The 20,617-nt window shown below is 61.5% G+C and carries 21 protein-coding genes and 2 tRNA genes; 10 read left to right on the plus strand and 13 right to left on the minus strand.

Annotated elements, in window-relative coordinates; all coding sequences use genetic code 11:
• Nucleotides 1–25: 25 nt before the first annotated feature.
• Nucleotides 26–766, minus strand: coding sequence for a GAF and ANTAR domain-containing protein (locus E5720_RS19135; RefSeq protein ID WP_136171944.1), 741 nt, complete (start codon nucleotides 764–766; stop codon nucleotides 26–28).
• Between the two features lie 121 nt (nucleotides 767–887).
• Nucleotides 888–1,340: a cupin domain-containing protein gene (locus E5720_RS19140; RefSeq protein ID WP_136171945.1), complete on the minus strand. Its 453-nt coding sequence runs from the start codon at nucleotides 1,338–1,340 to the stop codon at nucleotides 888–890.
• Between the two features lie 113 nt (nucleotides 1,341–1,453).
• On the opposite strand from E5720_RS19140, the gene E5720_RS19145 reads away from it, so the two are divergent.
• Nucleotides 1,454–1,927 carry a universal stress protein gene (locus E5720_RS19145; protein WP_136171946.1) on the plus strand — a complete coding sequence of 158 codons (474 nt, stop codon included), beginning with the start codon at nucleotides 1,454–1,456 and terminating at the stop codon, nucleotides 1,925–1,927.
• A 30-nt stretch (nucleotides 1,928–1,957) separates the two neighbouring features.
• Here the strand turns inward: E5720_RS19145 and E5720_RS19150 are convergent.
• Together E5720_RS19150 and E5720_RS19155 are read right to left on the minus strand one after the other, a co-directional pair.
• Nucleotides 1,958–2,034, minus strand: a tRNA-Ile gene (locus tag E5720_RS19150).
• Between the two features lie 68 nt (nucleotides 2,035–2,102).
• A complete protein-coding gene (locus E5720_RS19155; protein WP_136171947.1) occupies nucleotides 2,103–4,241 on the minus strand; it encodes a molybdopterin-dependent oxidoreductase in 2,139 nt (712 codons plus the stop codon).
• A 218-nt stretch (nucleotides 4,242–4,459) separates the two neighbouring features.
• Between E5720_RS19155 and E5720_RS19160 the strand changes: the two genes are divergently transcribed.
• The 5 genes from E5720_RS19160 to E5720_RS19180 all read left to right on the plus strand — a co-directional run bounded on the left by E5720_RS19160 (nucleotide 4,460) and on the right by E5720_RS19180 (nucleotide 8,193).
• Complete coding sequence (locus E5720_RS19160) at nucleotides 4,460–4,801, plus strand: hemophore-related protein (protein WP_247596052.1); 342 nt, start codon at nucleotides 4,460–4,462, stop codon at nucleotides 4,799–4,801.
• A 107-nt stretch (nucleotides 4,802–4,908) separates the two neighbouring features.
• Nucleotides 4,909–6,036 carry an NDMA-dependent alcohol dehydrogenase gene (locus E5720_RS19165; protein WP_136171949.1) on the plus strand — a complete coding sequence of 376 codons (1,128 nt, stop codon included), beginning with the start codon at nucleotides 4,909–4,911 and terminating at the stop codon, nucleotides 6,034–6,036.
• 136 nt (nucleotides 6,037–6,172) lie between these two features.
• A complete protein-coding gene (locus tag E5720_RS19170; RefSeq protein ID WP_136171950.1) occupies nucleotides 6,173–6,985 on the plus strand; it encodes a serine hydrolase domain-containing protein in 813 nt (270 codons plus the stop codon).
• A gap of 167 nt (nucleotides 6,986–7,152) precedes the next feature.
• Nucleotides 7,153–7,665, plus strand: coding sequence for a DUF3145 domain-containing protein (locus tag E5720_RS19175; RefSeq protein ID WP_136171951.1), 513 nt, complete (start codon nucleotides 7,153–7,155; stop codon nucleotides 7,663–7,665).
• A 90-nt stretch (nucleotides 7,666–7,755) separates the two neighbouring features.
• A complete protein-coding gene (locus tag E5720_RS19180) occupies nucleotides 7,756–8,193 on the plus strand; it encodes a cold shock domain-containing protein (protein WP_088945693.1) in 438 nt (145 codons plus the stop codon).
• Between the two features lie 70 nt (nucleotides 8,194–8,263).
• Here the strand turns inward: E5720_RS19180 and E5720_RS19185 are convergent, their stop codons facing one another.
• From E5720_RS19185 to aceE, 6 genes are all read right to left on the minus strand, one after another.
• Nucleotides 8,264–9,697 (minus strand): carboxyl transferase domain-containing protein, encoded by a 1,434-nt coding sequence (locus E5720_RS19185; protein ID WP_136171952.1) that lies wholly within the window; start codon nucleotides 9,695–9,697, stop codon nucleotides 8,264–8,266.
• Between the two features lie 113 nt (nucleotides 9,698–9,810).
• Nucleotides 9,811–11,061, minus strand: a complete 1,251-nt coding sequence (locus E5720_RS19190) for a KasA/KasB family beta-ketoacyl-ACP synthase (RefSeq protein WP_136171953.1) — start codon at nucleotides 11,059–11,061, stop codon at nucleotides 9,811–9,813.
• 8 nt (nucleotides 11,062–11,069) lie between these two features.
• The gene (gene acpM / locus E5720_RS19195) at nucleotides 11,070–11,372 is read right to left on the minus strand and encodes a meromycolate extension acyl carrier protein AcpM (RefSeq protein ID WP_084346702.1); all 303 of its coding nucleotides are present in this window, start codon (nucleotides 11,370–11,372) and stop codon (nucleotides 11,070–11,072) included.
• Nucleotides 11,373–11,540: 168 nt separating this feature from the next.
• The gene (locus E5720_RS19200) at nucleotides 11,541–12,440 is read right to left on the minus strand and encodes an ACP S-malonyltransferase (protein WP_136171954.1); all 900 of its coding nucleotides are present in this window, start codon (nucleotides 12,438–12,440) and stop codon (nucleotides 11,541–11,543) included.
• Nucleotides 12,441–12,567: 127 nt separating this feature from the next.
• Entirely contained in the window at nucleotides 12,568–14,016 is a 1,449-nt protein-coding gene (locus E5720_RS19205) for a helix-turn-helix domain-containing protein (RefSeq protein WP_247596053.1), read from the minus strand.
• A gap of 75 nt (nucleotides 14,017–14,091) precedes the next feature.
• Nucleotides 14,092–16,833, minus strand: coding sequence for a pyruvate dehydrogenase (acetyl-transferring), homodimeric type (aceE, locus tag E5720_RS19210; RefSeq protein WP_247596357.1), 2,742 nt, complete (start codon nucleotides 16,831–16,833; stop codon nucleotides 14,092–14,094).
• 347 nt (nucleotides 16,834–17,180) lie between these two features.
• Here aceE and E5720_RS19215 point away from each other — a divergent pair, with 347 nt between their 5' ends.
• The 3 genes from E5720_RS19215 (at nucleotide 17,181) to E5720_RS19225 (ending at nucleotide 18,313) form a co-directional block, all read left to right on the plus strand.
• Nucleotides 17,181–17,603, plus strand: coding sequence for a DUF3052 domain-containing protein (locus E5720_RS19215; protein WP_084346699.1), 423 nt, complete (start codon nucleotides 17,181–17,183; stop codon nucleotides 17,601–17,603).
• 25 nt (nucleotides 17,604–17,628) lie between these two features.
• Nucleotides 17,629–18,093, plus strand: coding sequence for a peroxiredoxin (locus E5720_RS19220; RefSeq protein WP_136171956.1), 465 nt, complete (start codon nucleotides 17,629–17,631; stop codon nucleotides 18,091–18,093).
• A gap of 148 nt (nucleotides 18,094–18,241) precedes the next feature.
• Nucleotides 18,242–18,313 (plus strand) — tRNA-Val (locus E5720_RS19225).
• Nucleotides 18,314–18,386: 73 nt separating this feature from the next.
• On the opposite strand, the gene E5720_RS19230 is transcribed toward E5720_RS19225, so the two are convergent.
• Entirely contained in the window at nucleotides 18,387–18,998 is a 612-nt protein-coding gene (locus E5720_RS19230; RefSeq protein WP_136171957.1) for a TetR/AcrR family transcriptional regulator, read from the minus strand.
• Between the two features lie 78 nt (nucleotides 18,999–19,076).
• Between E5720_RS19230 and E5720_RS19235 the strand changes: the two genes are divergently transcribed.
• Nucleotides 19,077–19,706, plus strand: coding sequence for a TetR/AcrR family transcriptional regulator (locus tag E5720_RS19235; RefSeq protein WP_247596054.1), 630 nt, complete (start codon nucleotides 19,077–19,079; stop codon nucleotides 19,704–19,706).
• Between the two features lie 18 nt (nucleotides 19,707–19,724).
• Here E5720_RS19235 and E5720_RS19240 read toward each other — a convergent pair whose 3' ends face one another.
• Both E5720_RS19240 and E5720_RS19245 read right to left on the minus strand, forming a co-directional pair.
• Nucleotides 19,725–20,144 (minus strand): DUF5313 family protein, encoded by a 420-nt coding sequence (locus tag E5720_RS19240; RefSeq protein ID WP_136171959.1) that lies wholly within the window; start codon nucleotides 20,142–20,144, stop codon nucleotides 19,725–19,727.
• Nucleotides 20,141–20,596, minus strand: coding sequence for a MarR family transcriptional regulator (locus E5720_RS19245; protein WP_136171960.1), 456 nt, complete (start codon nucleotides 20,594–20,596; stop codon nucleotides 20,141–20,143). Before E5720_RS19245 ends, E5720_RS19240 begins: the two co-directional genes overlap by 4 nt.
• Nucleotides 20,597–20,617 lie beyond the last annotated feature (21 nt).

Here is a 20,617-nt window from a genome sequence, read left to right on the forward strand (position 1 = left end):
GCACACAACCCGAGCGGTCAGGCCCTCAGGGCTGCAGGCTCCGGGTGTGCAGGCTTTGGGTGTGCGACTCGATTACCGATCGCGCCAGCGCTGCGATCTTGACGTTCATATCCTGAGATGTCTTGCGCAGCATCTGGAAAGCCTGATCGTCGGTGACCTCGTGCATGACCATCAATAAGCCGATAGCCTTCCCGATCTCCCTGTTACTTTCTAGACCGAGACGCAGAGTGTCGGCCTGTTCGCCTTTGATGATGGCGGCAACTGTGACGGCCGCGAACGCTGCGACCACGATTGCACGGTCAGCCGTATCGCTGTCGAATCGGCCGGCGGTATCGCTGAACAGATTGAGTGCGCCTACCTTTTTGCTATCGAGCATCAAACGAAAACCCATTGCGCCACGCACGGGCGTCCGCGCAAGGACACCACGGGCAAGGGCCGGCCACTTCCCGGGAGTGTTGAAGTCTGGTTCGATCTGGGCGGCTTCACTCGTGATCGCGTCGAGACAGGGCCCCTCGCCGGTAGCGCGCTCTATGTCGTCGACGACCCGTGCGATCTGATCCGAAGCCGCAACCGTCACCGGCTTGCCCCGACCGGTCAGCATCAAGCTGGCATGATCGCACCCCGGTACGAGCAGCGTTGCCGCCACGCAGATAGCCGAGTAGACCTCGTCCGCTGCGCGGCCTCGATACACGATGTCCGCGAGTGCGGCGAAGACGGTCGCAGGGTCGGCCGAGGCCGATGTGTCGAGAATCGAGTCGTCGTTCATCTGGACTCCGTTCGAAAAGGGACTGCTCGAGGATTCATTTCGTGCGCTGCCCGCTTCTCGAGGAGCCACATCCGACCTACAAGGATACCGACCCCATAGCTCCGATCCACTGTCAGGTCGCTCAGGCACACGGTGGAGCAGGCGCATCCTCCGCGAAAGGCTTGCCGGGAGGCTCGATGTAAGCGGCGTACAGAACGACCGGAACCGTCCCGGTATTGATGCCCTCGTGTACGTGATTGCCCCCGACATCCTCGACCACAACATTGCCTGCTGGGGTCGACACCTCACTGCAATCCGTCAGCGTCCTGGTCAGGACCCCGGACTCGACATACGCGTACACCGGGCCGTCATGGAAATGCCACCCGGTGGTGCCACCGGGCGCGATCGTGATCTTGCGTGCCGTGAAGTCGGTTCCGGCAAGGTCGGCACTACCCGGGAAAAGCGGAAAAGACACGTGTGCCAGCGTCTCGGCCGTAACGCCCGACGGCGGAGTGGCATCGGCGACGGCAGGAGACAACGTCGCAGCAGCGATGCAGCAGAACCCGACAGTAACCGAGCGGACGATCTTGGACATGTTCGTGAACCTCTCGTCGGTGGCTCGGTAGCGCAAGTCCAGACTAGAACCCGGCAATGAGGTCCGGGGCAGCTATCAGCGAGTTACGCAGTGTTGCTGAGTAACCTGCAGACGTGGATGAGTCAGCGGAAACTCGCGATAATCAAGCGCACACCTTCGAATACGGTGTCGACGGGCCGAAAGCGATTCTCGTCGGCATCGACGGGTCGGATTCCGCATGGAGAGCCGCGGCCTACGCCGCTGGACTGGCGCGACGCCAGGACTCCTTGCTGGTTCTCGCCTACGTTCAGCAGTTGTTCACAACCGGATGGGGTCAGACCGGCATCCCGCTCGTCGAGACGGGAAAACAGATCGCCGAAGAACTGCTCGCCTACATCAAAGAATCGACCACGCGGATGGAATCGATCCGATGGGAGTTCCGTACCGCACAGGGGGATCCCTACAGCGGCCTCGTCGGAATCGCGGATGAACTACGGGTCGACGCCATTGTCGTCGGGGCATCCGAACATGCAGGCCACCGAATGTTCGGGTCCGTCGCAGTGCGGTTGGTGAAAACCGGACGCTGGCCCGTCACAGTAGTTCCGTAGATCGCTGTGATTGAGGGCTGGTTCGAGAAATGGTGGGGCGGGCGGGGCTCGAACCCGCGACCAATGGATTATGAGTCCACGGCTCTAACCGACTGAGCTACCGCCCCATCTCGCACCGCGCGAGCCGTGACGAATGCTACTTCAAAGCATCGCCGACGTGTGCCCGCGGGGTCGGTCACGTCGGTGAGATTGTTACAGGCACTCCATTGAGGATCGCATTGGCCGACACCGCGTCGACCCGGTGTGGGTCGGTGACGTCGTTGGCGCTCGCTCCCGCAACCGTCGTAGCCACGGATAGTTCGACGCCGGGGCGCTGGTGTCCGAACCCATGCGGCAGGCTCACCACGCCCGGCATCATGCGGTCGGTAGCGAGTACCTCGATCTGTACCGATCCGGCGGCGGAGGTCACCGACACCACGGAACCGTCTTCGATGTTGCGTTCGAGCAGATCATCGGGGTGCGCAAAAAGTTGATGGCGCGGTTTGCCCTTCGTCAGCCTTGTCGAGTTGTGCATCCAGGAGTTGTTGCTGCGCAGATGCCGTCGACCGATCATGAGAAGTTGGTCTCCGCTGGGCACCGCCACGGATCTCATCAGATCGCGCAGAGCCGGCAATTCCGCGACGATGACGTTCTGTACCAAATTGATTCGCTTGTTTCGGGTCTGCAGCTTTCCGGGAAACCCGGGGCGGAGCGGTCCGAGATCGGTGCCGTGAGGAGTCTTGTTCAGCTTTGCCACCGACAGACCGGCGCGATGACTGCGCAACAATAGATCGATCGTTCGTCGTGGCGAGAGGCGTAGCCGAGCTTCCGCGACAAGCGATTTCGGCGTCAGGCGCGTCCGAAGACGGTCAATCCGGGAAGACCCGGCGAGGCGTGCCCGATAGCGAATGCCGAGATCACGGAAGATCTCCCAATCCGCCTTTGCACCGGGCTTTTTCGTCAGGATCGCAGGCATGAACTTCGCCGTGTTGCGGACAGCGAAGGACTGAAAGATCAGGTCGTAATGGTCACGCTCGAGCGACATCGTGGGCGGAAGAATCACGTCCGCGTGCCGTGATGTCTCGTTGATGTAGAAGTCGAAGGACACCAAAAAATCCAAGTCCGCGAAGGCCTGGTTCAACCTGGTGCCGCCCGGCATGGACAACACTGGATTGCCGGAAAACACTGCCATGGCCCTGATTCGGCCGTCGCCGGGGGTTGTCATCTCGTCGACCAAGGTCGAGCACGGAAATTCCCCCGCGAACTCTGGTAGGTCTCGAACACGACTGCGCCACTTGTCGAAATGGCCTCGGCCGACGATCTTCTTCGCGATGAGATCCACAGCCGGGTCGGTCAGCATTGCACCGCCGACGCGGTCGAGGTTGCCTGTCAGGATGTTGAGTACTTGAATCGCCCACTGACAGAGACTGCCGAATTGCTGCGTCGAGACTCCCATTCGGCCGTAGGCCACCGCAGATCGCGCGCTGGCGAACTGTGTCGCCAGTGAGACGATGTCGGCAGCCTCGATGCCCACGATGGGTGCGACCGCGTCGGGAGTGAAATCCCGGACCAAATCTGCGACTTCCTCGGCGCCGTCGACGTAGTTCGCGACCCGGGTCGCCCCGTCCGCCGTGACGACGTTGATCAACGCTAGGAGCAGCAGGGCATCGGTACCCGGCCGGATGAAGTGGTGGACGTCTGCAATGTCCGCGGTTTCGGTCTTACGGGGGTCGACCACCACGAGAGTGCCGCCGCGGGCCTGCAGATCGTGGGCGCGACGTGCAAAGTCCGGCACCGTCATCATGCTGCCGTTCGAGGCCATCGGATTGCCACCGAGGATGAGAAAGAAGTCGGTGTTGTCGATATCTGGGATCGGTAGAGCCAGTTGGTGGCCGTACAGCAGGTGATTCACGAGCTGATGGGGGAGTTGGTCGAGTGAGGTGGCCGAGTATCGATTGCGGGTGCGCAGCATCGAGGTGAACGGAATTCCATGAGTCATCGAACCGAGGCTGTGGACGTTCGGATTCCCCTGATAGACACCGACAGCGTCGGACCCATACTGCTCACGGGTGGCAACCAGGCCCTCGACCACCAAGTCGTATGCTTCGCTCCATTCGATCTCCACCCAGTCGGCGCCCTCGCGTCGAACAGGCTTGATCAACCGGTCGGGATCGGCGTGGAGATCGATCAAGGACAGTGCCTTCGGACAGATGTGCCCGCGAGAGAGCGGGTCTTGCTTGTCGCCTCGAATCGAGGTGACCGTATTCTTCGCGACCGTGAATTCGAGTCCGCACATCGCTTCACACAGATTGCACGAGCCGTAAGCGATCGTCATCGGGTCTCCTGTCCCTGGTGGCCCGATCCTATCGACGAGAGTCGGTCCCTCTCACGGCCGAACCGACCGATAGCCCGCCGAGATAGGTGTTTTCGGGCGTTCTATCAGTATGTCTTCCAGTGCGACAGGAAGCCTGGCCTGCCGATATGGTTGCTGGCGAACACTTGTCGATCCCACCACAACGCTCACCTCGATTGGGGAAATTCATGATCTCTCGCTTGTCCACAACCAAGGTCGCAACCGTGCTCGGTGCTACTGCTGTCGGTGCTCTGCTATTCGGCGGCGTCGCCTCGGCCACACCCGCCGAGACCGTGGTCAACACTCCGTGCTCGTTCTCGCAGATCGTCGCCGCCACGTACGCACAGTCCGCAGAAGAGGGAGCAGCACTCGCCGCGTCACCGATGGCGGGAAGTTTCGCGGCATTCCTGGCCGCACCAGCATGGCAGCGCCAAGCGATTCTTGCCTCGCAGCCGGTAATCGTCGACAGGGTCAACGCATTCTTCGGAGGACCCGGTTCCGGTCTCGCTCGTACGGTCTTTGCTTCCTGCGTCGATTACTGACCAAAAATCTAGAACGTGTTCCAATTTCGCGTTCGTATGACTATCGTCGAACTCAACATCAAGTGGCCCGAACATCGGGTCTATCGGCGTGTGAAAGGCGAATCGCGATGAAAACCAAAGGCGCTGTGCTGTGGGGCCTCAACGAGCCATGGTCGGTAGAAGAAATCGAGATCGGTGACCCAAGGGCCGGTGAGGTTCAGATCCGCATGGAAGCTGCGGGAATGTGCCACTCCGATCACCACATCGTGACCGGTGCGACGCCGATGCCGTCGTTCCCGGTGATGGGTGGACACGAGGGGTCCGGTGTCGTCATCAAGACCGGCCCCGAGGTGAAAACATTGAAGGAGGGAGACCACGTCGTGCTCTCCTTCATCCCCTCATGTGGACATTGTCCGGCGTGCGCCAATGGTCACCAGAACCTCTGTGACCTCGGAATGGGCCTGCTCAGCGGAATGGCTATCAGCGACGGCACTTACCGCATTCAGGCTCGCGGGCAGGACGTGATCCCGATGTGCTTGCTGGGGACCTTCTCTCCGTACATGACCGTGCACGAGACCCAGGCCATCAAAATCGACGAACATATCCCGTTCGAGGTCGCATCTTTGGTCGGTTGCGGGGTGCCGACGGGTTGGGGATCGGCGGTCAATGTCGCCAAGGTAACCCCCGGAGACACCGTCGCGATCATCGGTGTCGGTGGAGTGGGTATGAGTGCCCTTCAGGGTGCTGTGCAATCCGGCGCGACCAAGATTATCGCGATCGATCCGGTTCAGTTCAAACGAGATCAGGCACTCAAATTCGGAGCCACCCACGTATTCGCTAGCGCAGCAGAAGCTTTGATGCCGATGATGGAGCTGACCTGGGGGCTGATGGCGGACAAGACCATCATCACCGTCGGTGAGATCACTGGCGAAGATATCGAGGCTGCATTGTTGCTGACAGCCAAGGCGGGCCGCTGCGTCGTCACTGCAATGGGCCGCATGGAGGACATGGACGTCAAGCTGAACTTGTTCTTGTTCACGATGCTCCAGAAGGACCTGCAGGGCGCGATATTCGGCGGTGGCAATCCTCGTCACGACATCCCATTGTTGTTGAAGATGTACAAGAGTGGCCAGCTCAACCTCGACGATATGGTCACCAAAACCTACGCGCTGGACGACATCAACACCGGCTACCAGGACATGCTCGAAGGGAAGAACATTCGCGGCGTCATCAAGTTCACCGACGCCGACCGGTAGTTACCGGATCGCTTGAATGACACATCCATACGATCAGATGGATTGACGGGACCATTCAAGCGCTTGGCCTAGACAGGCGAGTCGGTGCGGGCAGACGCCCGCACCGACTCGCCTGTCTACAACTAGGCTCATCCGCGTGCACTCCTTGGATTTGATCGCTGGTTGGCCCGTCGACAATGCATCCGCAGCGGTGGTGTCGACGGAAGGTGTGAGCGAGCAGTACGGCGATCTCGATCGCGTGTACGAGCTAGCGTCCGTCACCAAACTTCTGGTGGCCTACGCGGCACTCGTCGCAGTCGAAGAAGAAGCAATCGATCTCGATCAGCAAGCGGGCCCCGAGGGTTCGACCGTCCGTCATCTTCTCGCGCACAGTTCGGGGCTTGCCTTCGGTGAGAACAAGGTACAAGCAGCCCCCGGGACCAAGCGCATCTACTCGAGCGTCGGTTTCGAGTTGCTTGCCGCCCTGATCGAGTCCGAATCCGGAATCGCGTTCGACGACTATCTCGCCGAGGCCGTGTTCGCGCCGCTCGGCATGACCGCCTCGACGCTCGATGGACCCGCCGGTCACGGTGCGCGCTCGACAGTGCGCGATCTATCGGCATTCGCATCCGAACTCTTGTCGCCGACCCTACTGTCGGAGTCGACTTTCGTATCCGCGGTCAGCGTGCAATTCGACGGCCTCAACGGCATTCTCCCCGGCTACGGATCTCAACGGCCGAACGATTGGGGCCTGGGATTCGAACTCCGCGACGGTAAAGCACCTCATTGGACAGGACAACGGAATTCGACCCGAACGTTCGGCCACTTCGGACAGTCCGGAACGTTCCTCTGGGTGGACCCCGACGTCGGAATGGCCACTGTCGTTCTCACGGATCTGGCCTTCGGCGAGTGGGCCAAACCATTGTGGACCGAGTTGTCCGATGAAGTTCTCGACAATAATCCCAGGTAGAGGCGTCGGCGACGGTCCAGTTCATCTTTGGAATCACTAGTTCACTGGCGCAACAGGGGTAACTCGGGGCACACTAGTGCATGTACGCATGAGAGAGCTTCACATACCAGTTCGTGTAAGAGGTCGTTGGGGAAGACGTCCCTCGTCGAAGCTGGAGGAGTAATCGAATGCGTGCATTGAATCAGTTCGCAGATGCCACGTCGGGTGTGGTGTACATACACGCATCACCTGCCGCGTTGTGCCCGCACGTCGAATGGGCACTATCCGACGCGCTGAACTGCCGTGCGAACCTCAAGTGGTCCGCGCAGCCGGCCGGCGCCGGGCAGCTGCGTGCTGCCAGTGACTGGGTCGGTCCCGTGGGTACGGGGGCTGCGCTAGCTGGAATTCTTCGGACATGGCAGATGCTGAGATTCGAGGTCACCGAGGACGCCAGCGAGGGCGTCGACGGCGAACGCTTTGCTCACGTGCCAGGTCTCGGACTCTGGCGTGGCTCGACGAGCGCGAACGGCGATGTGATCCTTGGCGAGATGCGACTCAAGTCGATGATCGAGGGAAATTCGGGAAACCTTACAGCCGAGATCGAACACGCCCTGGGCAGCGCCTGGGATCACGCGCTCGAACCGTACCGGACCGGGGGAGCCGGGGCCGAGGTCACCTGGCTCAGCCGCAATGCGGGATGACCGGATCTCCCAGTGAATTCACCCTTCGGTAGGGTCGGAACTGTGCCAGGCTAGGCATGCGGGTTCGACGGTTTCTCGAGGGGTGGTTCTATGTTGTCGACAGGTAAAGTAATTCGCTTCGATGAGTTCAAGGGTTATGGGTTCGTTGCGCCCGACGAGGGTGGCGAGGATGTCTTCATTCATGTCAACGACCTCGACTTCGACAAGCGACTTCTCGCCCCCGGGGTTCGGGTCGAGTATGTCGCCGAGCATGGCGATCGAGGCCTCAAAGCAGGCCAGGTCCAGATAGTGGACTCTGCGGCGCCGGTTCAACATCGACCAGCGCACCCAGTTGCACACGTCGCGACAGCGTCGACCGGGCACGAATACGACGACGTCGTGTGCGACGTCCTTGCGCGCGGCGACTTCTCGACCGAATTGACCGAAGCTCTGCTTCAGGCGAACCGCGGACTCACCGCCGAGCAAGTGCTCGACGTGCGTGAGGCCGTCATTCGGATCGCCGCGTCACACAAGTGGCTCGAAGGCTGATTCCTTAGCCCGAAGTACAGTGCCCCGGTGTCCGAGACACCGGGGCACTGTTTTGTTTCCGCTCGAGCGGTTACAGCGGGATGTTCTTGTGGTTGCCACGTCCTGCAGGCGCACCGGCCAACGCCTTTGCGATGGTCGAACGCGTGAAGGCGGGCTCGATGACCGCATCGACGACGCCGATGGCCACGGCACGATCGACCCCACCGGCGATGGTTTCGTGCTCCACGGTCAGTCGATCGTGTAGCGCCTCGCGCTCTTCTTCGGGCGCAGCTGCCAACGCCTTCTTGTGCAGAATCCCAACCGCAGCCTTGGCGCCCATGACAGCGACCTCGGAACCAGGCCAGGCGTAGACCGCGGTAGCGCCGAGGGCGCGGGCGTTCATCGCGATGTACGCACCGCCGTAGATCTTGCGAGTCACCAGGGTGACTCGCGGAACCTTGGCCTCGGCGAATGCGTGCAGGAGCTTTGCGCCACGACGGACGACGCCCTCCCATTCCATGCTGACGCCCGGCAAGTAGCCGGGAACGTCGACGACAACCACGAGCGGGATGCCGAACGCGTCGCACAGGCGGACGAATCGTGCTGCCTTCTCGGCGCTTTCGGAGTTGAGGCACCCGCCGAGGCGAATCGGATTGTTGGCGATCACGCCGACGGTCCGGCCACTGAGGCGACCAAGACCGATGACGATGCTACGAGCCCAGCCGCCCTGGAATTCCTCGAACGTAGACTCGCCTTCGACGTTGTCGAGAAGCTCATCGATGACCGGATGTACGTCGTAGGCGCGCCGATTCGACTCGGGCAGTAGTGCTTTGAGGTCAGTGTCACCGTGTTCAGCGGCGGCGATGTCGAATGTGCCCTGCTCGCTGAACATGGAGACGAGTCGACGGGCGCGCGTTAGGGCGTCGAGCTCGTCGTCCGCGACGATGTGGCAGACGCCGGACTTCTTGTGGTGCGTATCCGGTCCGCCGAGCGACACCATGTCCACCTGCTCGCCCGTCACACTGCGCACGACATCGGGGCCGGTGACGAATACGCGTCCCTCGGGAGCCATGATGACGACGTCGGTGAGGGCTGGGCCGTACGCGGCGCCGCCGGCAGCGAAGCCGAGGACGACGGAGATCTGAGGGACAACCCCGGAGGCGCGAACCATGGCCTCGAACACGAGCCCGACTGCATGCAGAGCTTCGACGCCCTCAGCGAGTCGGGCTCCGCCGGAATGCCAGATTCCCACGATGGGAGCGTTTCGTTCGAGTGCGATATCGATGGCCGAGACAATGTGCTTGCATCCATCGACACCCATTGCGCCGCCCATGACGGTGGCGTCGGAGCAGTACGCAACGCTGTGAACGCCGTCGATGTCACCGGAAGCTGCCAGCAGACCGGATTTGTCACGGTCGTGGAGCGAAACCATCGTCCCCGCGTCGAAGAGTTTCTCGAGTCGCGCGACCGGATCGCGGGGATCGGTCGCGTGGTGGGACCGAGTGGCGGGGGACAAGATGGTCATCGCGTTCTCCTTCTTGATGCCCGGGGCGGGCGATCCCCGGGAGAGGCCTGCTAGGACCCCTCCCGGGGTTCGAGTGTGAGCTCGATCGTCACGAGTGAACTACTCGGACAGGATCAAGCTCGACCGAAGGCGAGCGCGACGTTGTGCCCACCGAATCCGAACGAGTTGTTGATCGCGTAGTCGATCTGTCCGACGCGGGGCTCGCCCTTGACGACATCGAGATCGATCTTCGGATCCTGATTATCCAAATTCAGTGTGGGAGGGATGATTCCCTCGCGCACTGCCAGCACCGTCAGCACCGACTCGAGGGCGCCGACAGCGCCGATCGAATGTCCGAGAGCTGATTTCGGTGCGTAGATTGCTGCATGGTTTCCGACAGCCTTGTTGATCGCGATCGCCTCGGCAGCGTCTCCGACGGGAGTTGCCGTTGCGTGTGCGTTCACATGGGTGATGTCGGACTTCTGCAGTCCTGCGGTTTGCATCGCCCGGGACATCGCCCGAGCAGCTCCGGTTCCTTCGGGATCGGGTGCCACGAGGTGGAATCCGTCCGAGGTGATACCGGCGCCGAGAAGACGTGCATGGATCGTTGCTCCACGTGCTTTGGCATGCTCTTCGGTCTCGATGACCATGAGCGCACCCGCCTCGCCGAACACGAACCCGTCCCGGTCCTTGTCGAACGGCCGCGACGCACCCTTCGGATTGTCGTTGTTGGTGCTCATCGCGCGCATCATGGAGAAACTCGCGATCGGCACCGCATCGATGAATCCCTCGACGCCACCGGTGACAACCATGTCGGCGTCGCCCATCACGATCATTCGCCACGCGTGAGCGATGGCTTCCGATCCCGAAGAGCACGCAGATACCGGAGTGATGACTCCGGCCTGTGCCTTGAGTTCCAAACCGACCACCGCTGCGGGGCCGTTCGGCATGACCATCTGAACTGCGAGTGGAGAAACCTTGCGGTACCCACCGGTCTTGAGCTTGTCGACGGCATCGATGAGCGAGTCACCACCGCCGAGTCCGGTGCCGATGGAAACGGCGAGGCGGAGCGGATCCACCTCGGGGCTGCCAGCGTTCTTCCATACCTCGCGGCCGAGCACGGTGGAAAGCTGCTCCACATAGCTCAGTCGCCGCATCTCCACTCGCGTGAGCAGGCTCGACGGACTCACCGCGAGGTGTCCGCCGATTCGAACGGGAAGGTCGTACTCGGCGATGAAATCATCTTCGAGTACGCCAATGCCGCTCTCACCGTTCAGCAGACCCTTCCACGTCGCGTCGACATCGCCCGCGATGGACGTGGTCGCAGCAAGGCTGGTGACGACGACATTCGGGAAGCGTCCGTTGGCAGTGGATGGGTTGGTCATGGTTTCTCTCACTCGCTCGCGGAGTCGTCGAGCTTGGCCTTGATTGCTTCGGCAGCGTCGGGGTTCTCTGCTTCGAGCTTCTGGATGTACGCAACTGCGTCACCGACGGTGCGCAGACTTGCGAGGTCTTCGTCGGGGATCTTCACGCCGTACTTGTCTTCGGTCTGAACGGCGATCTCAACCATCGACAGCGAGTCGATATCGAGGTCGTCCACGAAGGACTTGTCGATGGTCACCTCGGAGGGCTCGATACCCGTGACCTCCTCGATGATCTCTGCAAGTCCGGCGATGAGGTCTTCCTGGCTGGCCACTGCGTGGCTCCCTTCATTGTGTCGGTGCACCGTGAATCGATGCGCCGAAGTTCGATGCTGATCGTGCGTAGTCTGCGGCGTGCTGTGTATTCACACCTCACGCGCGCATCTCTCACGAGACCGCACCCTGAACCCGTAACGAATCAGCTACGGGAGGTCTTTGTCGAGCTAGGCCAGTGCCGCAATATCCTCGGGCTTTTTCAATCCGAGGTTCGGAGTACCGCGCATCTCGCGCTTGGCAATTCCGACGAGGGCGCCTGACGGTGGTAATTCGACGACGGACGAGACCGCGAGCTCCTTCAAAGTCGCAGTGCACAGATCCCATCGAACAGGTTTGGTGACCTGGGCGGCGAGCTTGGTCAGCGCGTCCGCGCCCGAGGTGACTGCTTTCCCGTCGGAGTTCGAGAGCAGAGTCCGCGTTGGTTGCGACGGCGTGATCGCCGCTGCCGCCGTTGCGACCGCATCCTGTGCCGGTGCCATAAAGCGGGTGTGGAAGGCGCCGGCGACGGGCAATGCGCGAACGCGGGCCTTCTCCGGCGGGTTGGCGGCGAGTTCGGCCAATGCTGTCAGCAACCCGGCCGCCACGATCTGTCCGACGGCGTTGACATTGGCCGGTTCGAGACCGAGTTCTTCGAGACGAGCCAGAACCTCGGACTCGGCGCCGCCGAGCACCGCAGACATCCCAGTCGGTTCGAGTGCACAGGCTTTGGCCATCTCAGCGCCGCGCACGGCCGCCAGTGTGACGGCCTCGTCGGCCGAGATCACCCCGGCTATCGCTGCGGCCGCGAGCTCGCCGACCGAATGGCCGGCGATGATCGCGTCATCTTGAAGTAATCCCTGGCCGGCTATCTCCTCGAAAGCGAGGAGCGCGGCAGCGACGACCAGTGGCTGTGTCACCGACGTGTCGGTGATTTCCTCCGCTGTGGCAGTGGTGCCCAGCCGAGCAAGGTCGAGTCCGGACGCCTTGGACCATAAAGCAACGCGGTCTGCGGCACCGGGTAGTTCGAGCCACGGCACAAGCATGCCGGGTGTCTGGGAGCCCTGTCCGGGCGCAAGCAACGCAATCACTCGTTAAGAGAACACTGTCAAGGCCTGTTTGGGAGATGTCGCCCTCGATGAACTCTCGGCACTCAATTTGTGGGGAACCAACAAATTGCCTCGTGGAGCGTTCGCATCGCCGGCACGTACTACTACGTTACGTAACTACCTCACCGAATGTTACGTGTGTGGTTTGTGGGACAGGATACTGCGGTTCGTGATGAGTTCGAGCCAGTCGACCTACCGTTGCCGCAACACGAAGCACGTACGCATCACGCGATTGCGTCGGGTCCCGTCCCGTAACTTCGGCTATTCGCTTCAGCCGATACCGAACAGTATTTGGATGAACAAACAGCAGTCGCGCGCAAGTCTCGACAGCGCCACCGCAATCGAGGTACGCGTCGAGGGTGTCCGCCAAGCCGGAACCGGCCGCCGCCAACGGTGCCACCAAATGCTCGTTGAGCGTCGCGATGGCCGCCGAGTCGCCGAGCAACGCACGCTCTGGCAGCAGCTCTCCCGCGTGAACGGGTCGAGGTGCACCGCGCCATCCCGCAACCGCCTGCATGCCCGCGAACGCTTCCACCGCACTCGAGTGGGCAGCGCCCAACGTGCGAGTCGTCGGACCGATGACGACAGGGCCCTCGGAGAAATTCTGCAACATATCGGTCAGGAAGGCCGTGTTCGCGGCGGTGTCGATCAGTTGACCGCTGACAACCATGACGAGCCGCGTCCCCTGTACGACCGCGAGAGCTGCGCGATTGTGCTTCTGCGCAACCATGTGCACCGTGCTGACCACCGATACACCCTGATCCTCCGGCGGAGTGCCGACCAGAACTGTCGCAGGCGCAGTGGCATCCCAGTTCAACGTGGCAGCTCGCGAAAGCATGTCGGACCCGGTATCTCCGCGAACGACAGCGTCGACCACGAGGGCCTCCAGGCGGGTATCCCACGCACCTCTGGACTCCGCGGCACTGGCATACACCGAAGCCGCCGCGAAACCCAGCTCACGGCCGTACCGAAGGACAGCCTCGGTCAGTGCAACCAACTGCTGATCATTGCGCGCAAGAGCCGGAAGCCACTGTTCGAAGAACTCCATGGCGACCCGCACCATGTCCACTGTCTGACGCAGGGTCAACCGACGCGCCAAATCCTGAGGAATGACCTGGAAAGCATCGAGGCTGAAACGAATATCGCTCTGCGGATTTTTCAACCACTCCAGGAAGTTGTCCACCGCCGTCTGGATCAGCAACTGCACGCTTGCCCGCTGTGCTGCATCGAGTCCACTGAAGAACGGCAGCTGATCCTGCATCGTCGTCACGGCCTCGGTGGACAGGCGACCCGAGAACTGCTTCACGCGCCGAAGAAGAGCGTCGGGAAGGGGGTCGCGCTTCTGCCGCGAGGGCGTGAGTGCCTTGACCGGTAGTTGTACCTCGTTATCGGTGATGTGGCCGTCCTGGTCGTCCTTGTGATGCGGTCCGGTCTTCGGCGCGCTTTCGTGTCCTTCGGTCACACCGGAGGCTGCGCTGCTGTGTTCTCCGGTCACTCCGCAGGCTGCGCTCTTGTGTTCTCCGGTCACTCCGCAGGCTGCGCTCTTGTCGTGGACCATAGGCAAAACCTACGCCCGCCTGCTCGCGTCCGAGGACATGGACACGAGCAGGCGGGCGCGTAGGTTCACTGCGGGCTATGCGGACCCGGTGTCGGTGTACGACGTGGGAGCCGCGAGGACATCGTCGATGCGGTACTTCTCGGCCGCCTCGACAGCCTTGGACCGATCGATCTCGCCCGACGTCGCCAGCGCAGACAACACCGCGACGACGATGGACTCGGCGTCGACGTTGAACACCCGTCGTGCTGCGGGACGGGTATCGGAGAATCCGAACCCATCGGTCCCGAGCGTGACGTAGTCGCCTGGAACCCACTGACGGATCTGGTCTGGGACCGCACGCATCCAATCCGATGCGGCCACAACGGGACCAGCGGCGTTCGACAGTGCCTGCGTGATGTACGGAACCCGCTTCTCGGCCCCTGGATCGCGCAGCGCATCCTTTTCCGACTCGACGCCGTCGCGGCGCAGTTCACCCCACGAGGTGACCGACCAGACACCCGAGCGCACGTGCCATTCGGATTCGAGTAGTTCGCGGGCCCTGCGGGCCGCGACGATTCCGACACCCGACGCGAGGATCTGCGCCTCCGGCCCGTCACCCTCTTGCGGCTTCTCGAACAGGTAGATGCCCTTGAGCAGCCCGTCGATATCGAGGTCCTCGGGCTGCGCCGGCTGCTGGTACGGCTCGTTGTACAGGGTGATGTAGTAGAAGATGTTCTCGCCGCCGAAGCCTTCTACCCCTTCTGTCCCGCCGTACATCCGACGCAAGCCGTCCTTGATGATGTGCGCGATCTCGTAGGCGAACGCCGGATCGTAGGCAACCGCAGCCGGGTTGGTCGACGCCAGCAGCAGGGAGTGGCCGTCGGCGTGCTGGAGACCCTCGCCCGTCAGCGTGGTGCGGCCGGCGGTAGCACCCAGGACGAAACCGCGGGCCATCTGATCCGCTGCTGCCCACAGGCCGTCTCCGGTGCGCTGGAAGCCGAACATGGAGTAGAAGATGTACAGCGGGATCATCACCTCGCCGTGCGTCGCGTACGACGTTCCGACGGCGGTGAACGACGCCGTCGAACCGGCCTCGTTGATGCCTTCGTGCAGGATCTGTCCGATCGAGCTCTCCTTGTAGGCGAGCATGAGTTCGGAGTCCACCGATGTGTAGAGCTGACCGTTCCGGTTGTAGATCTTCAGCGATGGGAACCACGAATCCATACCGAAGGTGCGTGCCTCGTCAGGGATGATCGGCACGATTCGGTGGCCGATCTCCTTGTCCCGAAGCAGTTCCTTCATCACTCGCACGAGCGCCATGGTGGTGGCAATTTCCTGCTTACCGGAGCCCTTGATCAGCGTTGCATAGGTCTTGTCCGCAGGCTGCGGCAACGGATCGGGACTCACCCGACGCTCCGGAACGAATCCGCCGAGCGCCTTGCGTCGATCGAGCATGTACGCGATCTCCGGTGAATCTTTGCCGGGGTGGTAGTACGGCGGCATGTACGGATCCTTTTCGAGCTCCTCGTCGGAGATCGGGATACGTTGCAGGTCGCGGAAAGTCTTGAGATCGTCGAGGGTGAGCTTTTTCATCTGGTGCGTCGCGTTGCGGCCCTCGAAGAGCTTGCCGAGCGTGTAGCCCTTGATCGTGTGCGCCAGGATGACCGTCGGCTGGCCCTTGTGCGCCATGGCAGCCGCATACGCCGCGTGGACCTTGCGGTAGTCGTGGCCACCGCGCTTGAGATTCCAGATCTCGGCGTCGGTCAGATCCTTGACCAATTCCTTGGTGCGGGGATCACGCCCGAAGAAGTGGTCGCGAACATATCCACCGTCGTTGGCCTTGTACGTCTGAAAATCGCCGTCGGGCGTGGTGTTCATCAGGTTGACCAACGCGCCGTCGCGATCTGCGTGCAGCAACGCATCCCACTCACGGCCCCAGACGACCTTGATGACATTCCATCCCGCGCCGCGGAAGAAGGATTCCAGTTCCTGGATGATCTTCCCGTTTCCGCGGACCGGGCCGTCGAGGCGTTGCAGGTTGCAGTTCACTACGAACGTCAGATTGTCGAGCCCCTCCGTCGCGGCTACGTGCGCCAGACCGCGTGACTCGGGCTCATCCATCTCGCCGTCGCCAAGGAATGCCCACACATGCTGGTCGGAGGTGTCCTTGATCTTGCGATCTTCCAAGTAGTGATTGAAGCGTGCCTGGTAGATGGCGTTCATGGGCCCGAGGCCCATCGATACCGTCGGGAATTCCCAAAAGTCCTGCATCAAGCGCGGATGCGGGTACGACGGCAAGCCGCCACCGGAATCGCTGTGGCTGTATTCCTGGCGGAAGCCGTCCATGCGCTCGGCGGGAATGCGTCCTTCGAGGAACGCTCGGGCGTAGATGCCGGGGGAGGCGTGGCCCTGAATGAAAATGTGGTCGCCACCACCCGGGTGATCCTTGCCGCGGAAGAAGTGGTTGAACCCGACCTCGTACAACGCTGCAGACGATGCATACGTGGAGATGTGTCCGCCCACGCCGACGCCGGGGCGCTGCGCGCGATGCACCATGATCGCGGCGTTCCAGCGGATCCAGGCGCGGTAGCGTCGTTCGACCTCTTCGTCGCCGGGGAACCAGGGCTCGTTCTCGGTAGGAATTGTGTTGACGTAGTCCGTCGACGTCAGCGACGGCAGCGCGACCCGCCGTTCACCAGCCCGCTCCAACAGACGCAGCATCAAGTACCGGGCGCGGGACGGGCCCGACCGCTCCAGCAGACCGTCGAAGGATTCGATCCATTCGTTCGTCTCGTCGCTGTCGATGTCGGGCAGATAAGACGCGACACCCTCACGGATGACGCGTACTCGACCGTCCGAGCCTGTAGGCGCGGGTGTCTTGCCGGCAGCATGTGTGTTCTGCCGGTCGTCCTGGTTCAACTCGGACAACGTGTGTACTCCTCAATGTGGCGGTCGCTCGGTGCGGCAACCGTTCCAGGCCTTTCGCCTTCTGTGACGGCGATAGACATTCCTCATTCCGGTGATTCTCACCAATCCTCCTACACATCGTCGTGGCAGGTGAAGGAGAGTCCCAATACCCACCAGTAGAAATTTATCTACGCAATTTCGGCGCGGTCAGCTTGCGGATACGGCGGAAACCCTGTTCGCTTGCACTACTTCACCCACTATGCAAGGAGGTCACCACCGTGGTCGCCGCGGCGGACGCTCAGAACTACGCTCAGAAACTTGGTATCACTCGCGACTTGGTCGTTCAGGAACTGGGCTGGGACGAGGACACATACGACGATCTGCGTGCGGATGTCGAGGACACCATTGGTGGTGAGACCCTCGACGAGGACTCCGACGAGGTGATCGACGTAGTGCTGCTGTGGTGGCGCGACGGCGACGGTGACCTTGTCGACGCCCTCATGGACGCGATCGGACCTCTCTCGGACGATGGTTTCGTCTGGGTACTCAGTCCTAAAACCGGACTTCCGGGACACGTCGAACCGAGTGAAATCGCCGAATCGGCACCGACCGCAGGGTTGACGCAGACTTCGGCGGCCAATCTCGGAGACTGGATCGGTAGCCGACTGGTTCAGCCGAAGACGCGGGCAACCAAGCGGTAGTGCCCGAGAACAGGAATCCGATTAGATGCCACTCGAGGTAGGCGCACAAGCGCCGGACTTCACACTCAAAGACCAGAACAACCAGGAAGTGAGCTTGTCGTCGTATCGAGGCGTCAAGAACGTCCTTCTGGTCTTCTACCCGCTAGCTTTCACCGGCACCTGCCAGGGTGAGCTATGCAAGGTGCGCGACGAACTGCCCAAGTTCGAGAACGATGACACAGCAATCCTTGCAATTTCGGTGGGACCGCCTCCGACGCACAAGATATGGGCAGCAGAACAGGGCTACACCTTCCCGCTTCTGTCCGATTTCTGGCCACATGGTGCCGTGGCGCAGGCGTACGGCGTCTTCAACGAGAAAGCCGGCTTCGCCAACCGGGGAACATTTGTCGTCGACAAATCGGGCACTGTCCGGTTCGCCGAGATGAATCAACCCGGCGAAGCTCGTGATCAGTCTGCGTGGAACGAAGCATTGTCCGTTCTGGACGCGTAGACCAACTTCGCCTCTTGTGAGTGGAAGTGCGCCCTACCGGACGCACTTTCACTCACAAGCAGGGCGTTGACATGCGGAATTGGAGAATTCGCTCAGACACGATAAATTTCTCCAAGCGTCACAAACGGCCTCGGCTCAAATGTGACTCGGGCGTATAGCTCAGCGGTAGAGCTCTGGTTTTACACACCAGCGGTCGGGGGTTCGAACCCCTCTGCGCCCACACCCACGCGGCTTGTGCCGAGCCTCGCACCCACTCCGTGCCCGCAGGTGCGAGGAACATTACCGGGTATCGATCAGACCGCAGTCGTACCCGCGATGTGATCTGCCAGTTCTGCACCGGATCGAATGAATGCGCGCCGACCGAGCGTCGAATACGAAGCATCTCCGGACAAGAAGGCCGATGCGAACGTTTCGATCTGGGCGATCAGTGCCAGGGCAATGATGCTGGCTTCCGCTGCCGGTAGCTTCTCGCGTGTTTTTTTGGCCGCGCGTGCGAAGATCGGAATCAGCGAGCTGCTGTTGTCGCGTCGGATCGCCTCCACCTGCTGGCTCGCGCCCCTGGACTGTACGAAGTAGACGAGTGCGCGCGTTCGATTCTGATCCAGCCACGTCATGAACGGTTCGACGAAGGCACCCAGACTGGCCGCCGGTAGGACGTCCTCGGTCGCGATACGGTCGATTTCGGCGATGTAGCCGGTGGAGAACTCGCGAAGCCCTTCGAGCAGGATCTCCTCGCGGGAGGGGTAGTGGTAGTAGATCGCAGCCGAGGTCATATCGGCGGCAGCCGCGATGTCGACAACGGTCACATTGTCGACCGGACCCGATGCGAAGAGCTCGAAGGCTGCCTCCACGATGACTCCACGACGGGAAGGACGATGCGCAGGACGCCTCACTGTTGCTGACATTCACTCTCCTGAGACTCGGGTCATGCAAGACTAGTGCTTCGACTTACGGGGGTAAGGGGAGCGTTGATCGAGCAGGGGGTGAAGCAACACGTGGAGAAGAAGTCGCCGCACCGGCCATCTCGCAGAGAAGATATCGTCGACGCTGCCATTGGCGTCTTTGCTGCGAAGAGTTTTTCGGACGCCAGTATTCAGGATGTTGCGGACGAGGCGGATGTAGTGCCCTCGGCCGTGTACTACCACTTCGCGGGCAAAGACGAATTGTTCGAACTGGCGATGCGCCGGGTGTTGGACACGGTCAACGAGGTTGTGGCAGGTGTTCGTGCAGAGGAAGATGCCAACTCGGACCGGTCACTCGAAGCGGTGATCGTCGCAGTGTGGCATTGGGTCGAGGCTCATCCGAACGAGTCGCGGTTGGTGCACTATCAGATGCCGGGCGCGACGTCGGGAGCGGCGACCGTGCGTCGAGAGTTCGAGGATCAGCACATTCAGCAGGCGTTCGAGTACCTGTCGCCGAGTCCGGTTCCCGCCACCAAGCGCGCCGCGGCGATCGAGCATGCATCGCATTCGTTGTCGACGAGATCGCTCATCGAACTACTCATGACGGTGCACACATTGCGCATGGACGGTGGTCCGCTGAGTAAGCATCCATCGAAGAGTCTTCTGCGCGCACTGGTTGCGGTCTCGACACGGATCGTATTCGCCGACTGAGGGTTCGGCCGATTGTCTTCAACGATCTCGAAGGTGCAACTTCTCGTAACGCGACCGTTCGTCGTCGAGGGCAGCTCGCTTGCGGTCACTCTGCAGATCCGCAGGTAGACCGTGCACCTGAAGTCTTCTGCCGCGGTTGAGATCCATGAACGCAACTGTGTAGAACATTGCGAGCAGAACGGAAAGCAGCACCATGGACCCGCGGAGCCATAGTGCTCCAGGAAACAGCACGAGGAATCCGACGAAGATCGGCAGGAACGGAATCATCGAACGAAAGAGGTGGCGCGACACAGCGCCTTTGCCGACCAAGTCGTTCTTCACCCAGTCCTGCATCGACAGAGGCAGACGCTTGCCCGCGACGTAGCCGAGCCACTGTATGAAATTCGGCTTGGTGGCGGCTGGTCGATTCTCGTTGGCTCGAAAAGCCGGTGATGTCACGACAATGCTCCTGCTGTGATGGCAGCCCGGTTGATTCGTCCGAGCACTCGGTGAAGTTCTTCCAGTTCCGCGATGTCGACCCCCAGCTTCGCTACTACGGCGGGTGGAATCTGGACCGCTTCATCTCGCAGGGCGAGACCGGATTCGGTAAGGCGGATCTCTAGTTGGCGCTCATCGCTGCTGCTGCGGGTTCTGGAGATGAGGCCGTTGGCTTCGAGCCTTTTGAGCAGTGGTGAGAGCGTGGGTGAATCGAGTGAAAGTGCGGCGCCGATGGATTTCACGGACATCGGTGACTCACCCCAGAGGGCAAGCATCACCAGGTACTGCGGATGAGTGAGACCCATCGGTTCGAGAAGTGGGCGATACACCGACAGCACCGCGCGGTTTGCCACAGCCAATGCGAAACACACTTGGCGGTCGAGCGCGAGGGGATCGTCGTCGGTGGCGGGCATGAATTCGAGTGTACGCGAATA

The organism is Rhodococcus sp. PAMC28707 (genome assembly GCF_004795915.1).
Classification (GTDB): domain Bacteria; phylum Actinomycetota; class Actinomycetes; order Mycobacteriales; family Mycobacteriaceae; genus Rhodococcoides.

Coding starts and splice junctions, on each gene's coding strand:
- E5720_RS19175 (WP_136171951.1), top strand. CDS start 7,153: ATGCGTGCATTGAATCAGTTCGCAGATGCCACGTCGGGTGTGGTGTAC.
- E5720_RS19190 (WP_136171953.1), bottom strand. CDS start 11,061: ATGACCAACCCATCCACTGCCAACGGACGCTTCCCGAATGTCGTCGTC.
- E5720_RS19230 (WP_136171957.1), bottom strand. CDS start 18,998: ATGTCAGCAACAGTGAGGCGTCCTGCGCATCGTCCTTCCCGTCGTGGA.
- E5720_RS19135 (WP_136171944.1), bottom strand. CDS start 766: ATGAACGACGACTCGATTCTCGACACATCGGCCTCGGCCGACCCTGCG.
- E5720_RS19165 (WP_136171949.1), top strand. CDS start 4,909: ATGAAAACCAAAGGCGCTGTGCTGTGGGGCCTCAACGAGCCATGGTCG.
- E5720_RS19245 (WP_136171960.1), bottom strand. CDS start 20,596: ATGCCCGCCACCGACGACGATCCCCTCGCGCTCGACCGCCAAGTGTGT.
- E5720_RS19220 (WP_136171956.1), top strand. CDS start 17,629: ATGCCACTCGAGGTAGGCGCACAAGCGCCGGACTTCACACTCAAAGAC.
- E5720_RS19185 (WP_136171952.1), bottom strand. CDS start 9,697: ATGACCATCTTGTCCCCCGCCACTCGGTCCCACCACGCGACCGATCCC.
- E5720_RS19155 (WP_136171947.1), bottom strand. CDS start 4,241: ATGACGATCGCTTACGGCTCGTGCAATCTGTGTGAAGCGATGTGCGGA.
- E5720_RS19140 (WP_136171945.1), bottom strand. CDS start 1,340: ATGTCCAAGATCGTCCGCTCGGTTACTGTCGGGTTCTGCTGCATCGCT.
- E5720_RS19205 (WP_247596053.1), bottom strand. CDS start 14,016: ATGGTCCACGACAAGAGCGCAGCCTGCGGAGTGACCGGAGAACACAAG.
- E5720_RS19180 (WP_088945693.1), top strand. CDS start 7,756: ATGTTGTCGACAGGTAAAGTAATTCGCTTCGATGAGTTCAAGGGTTAT.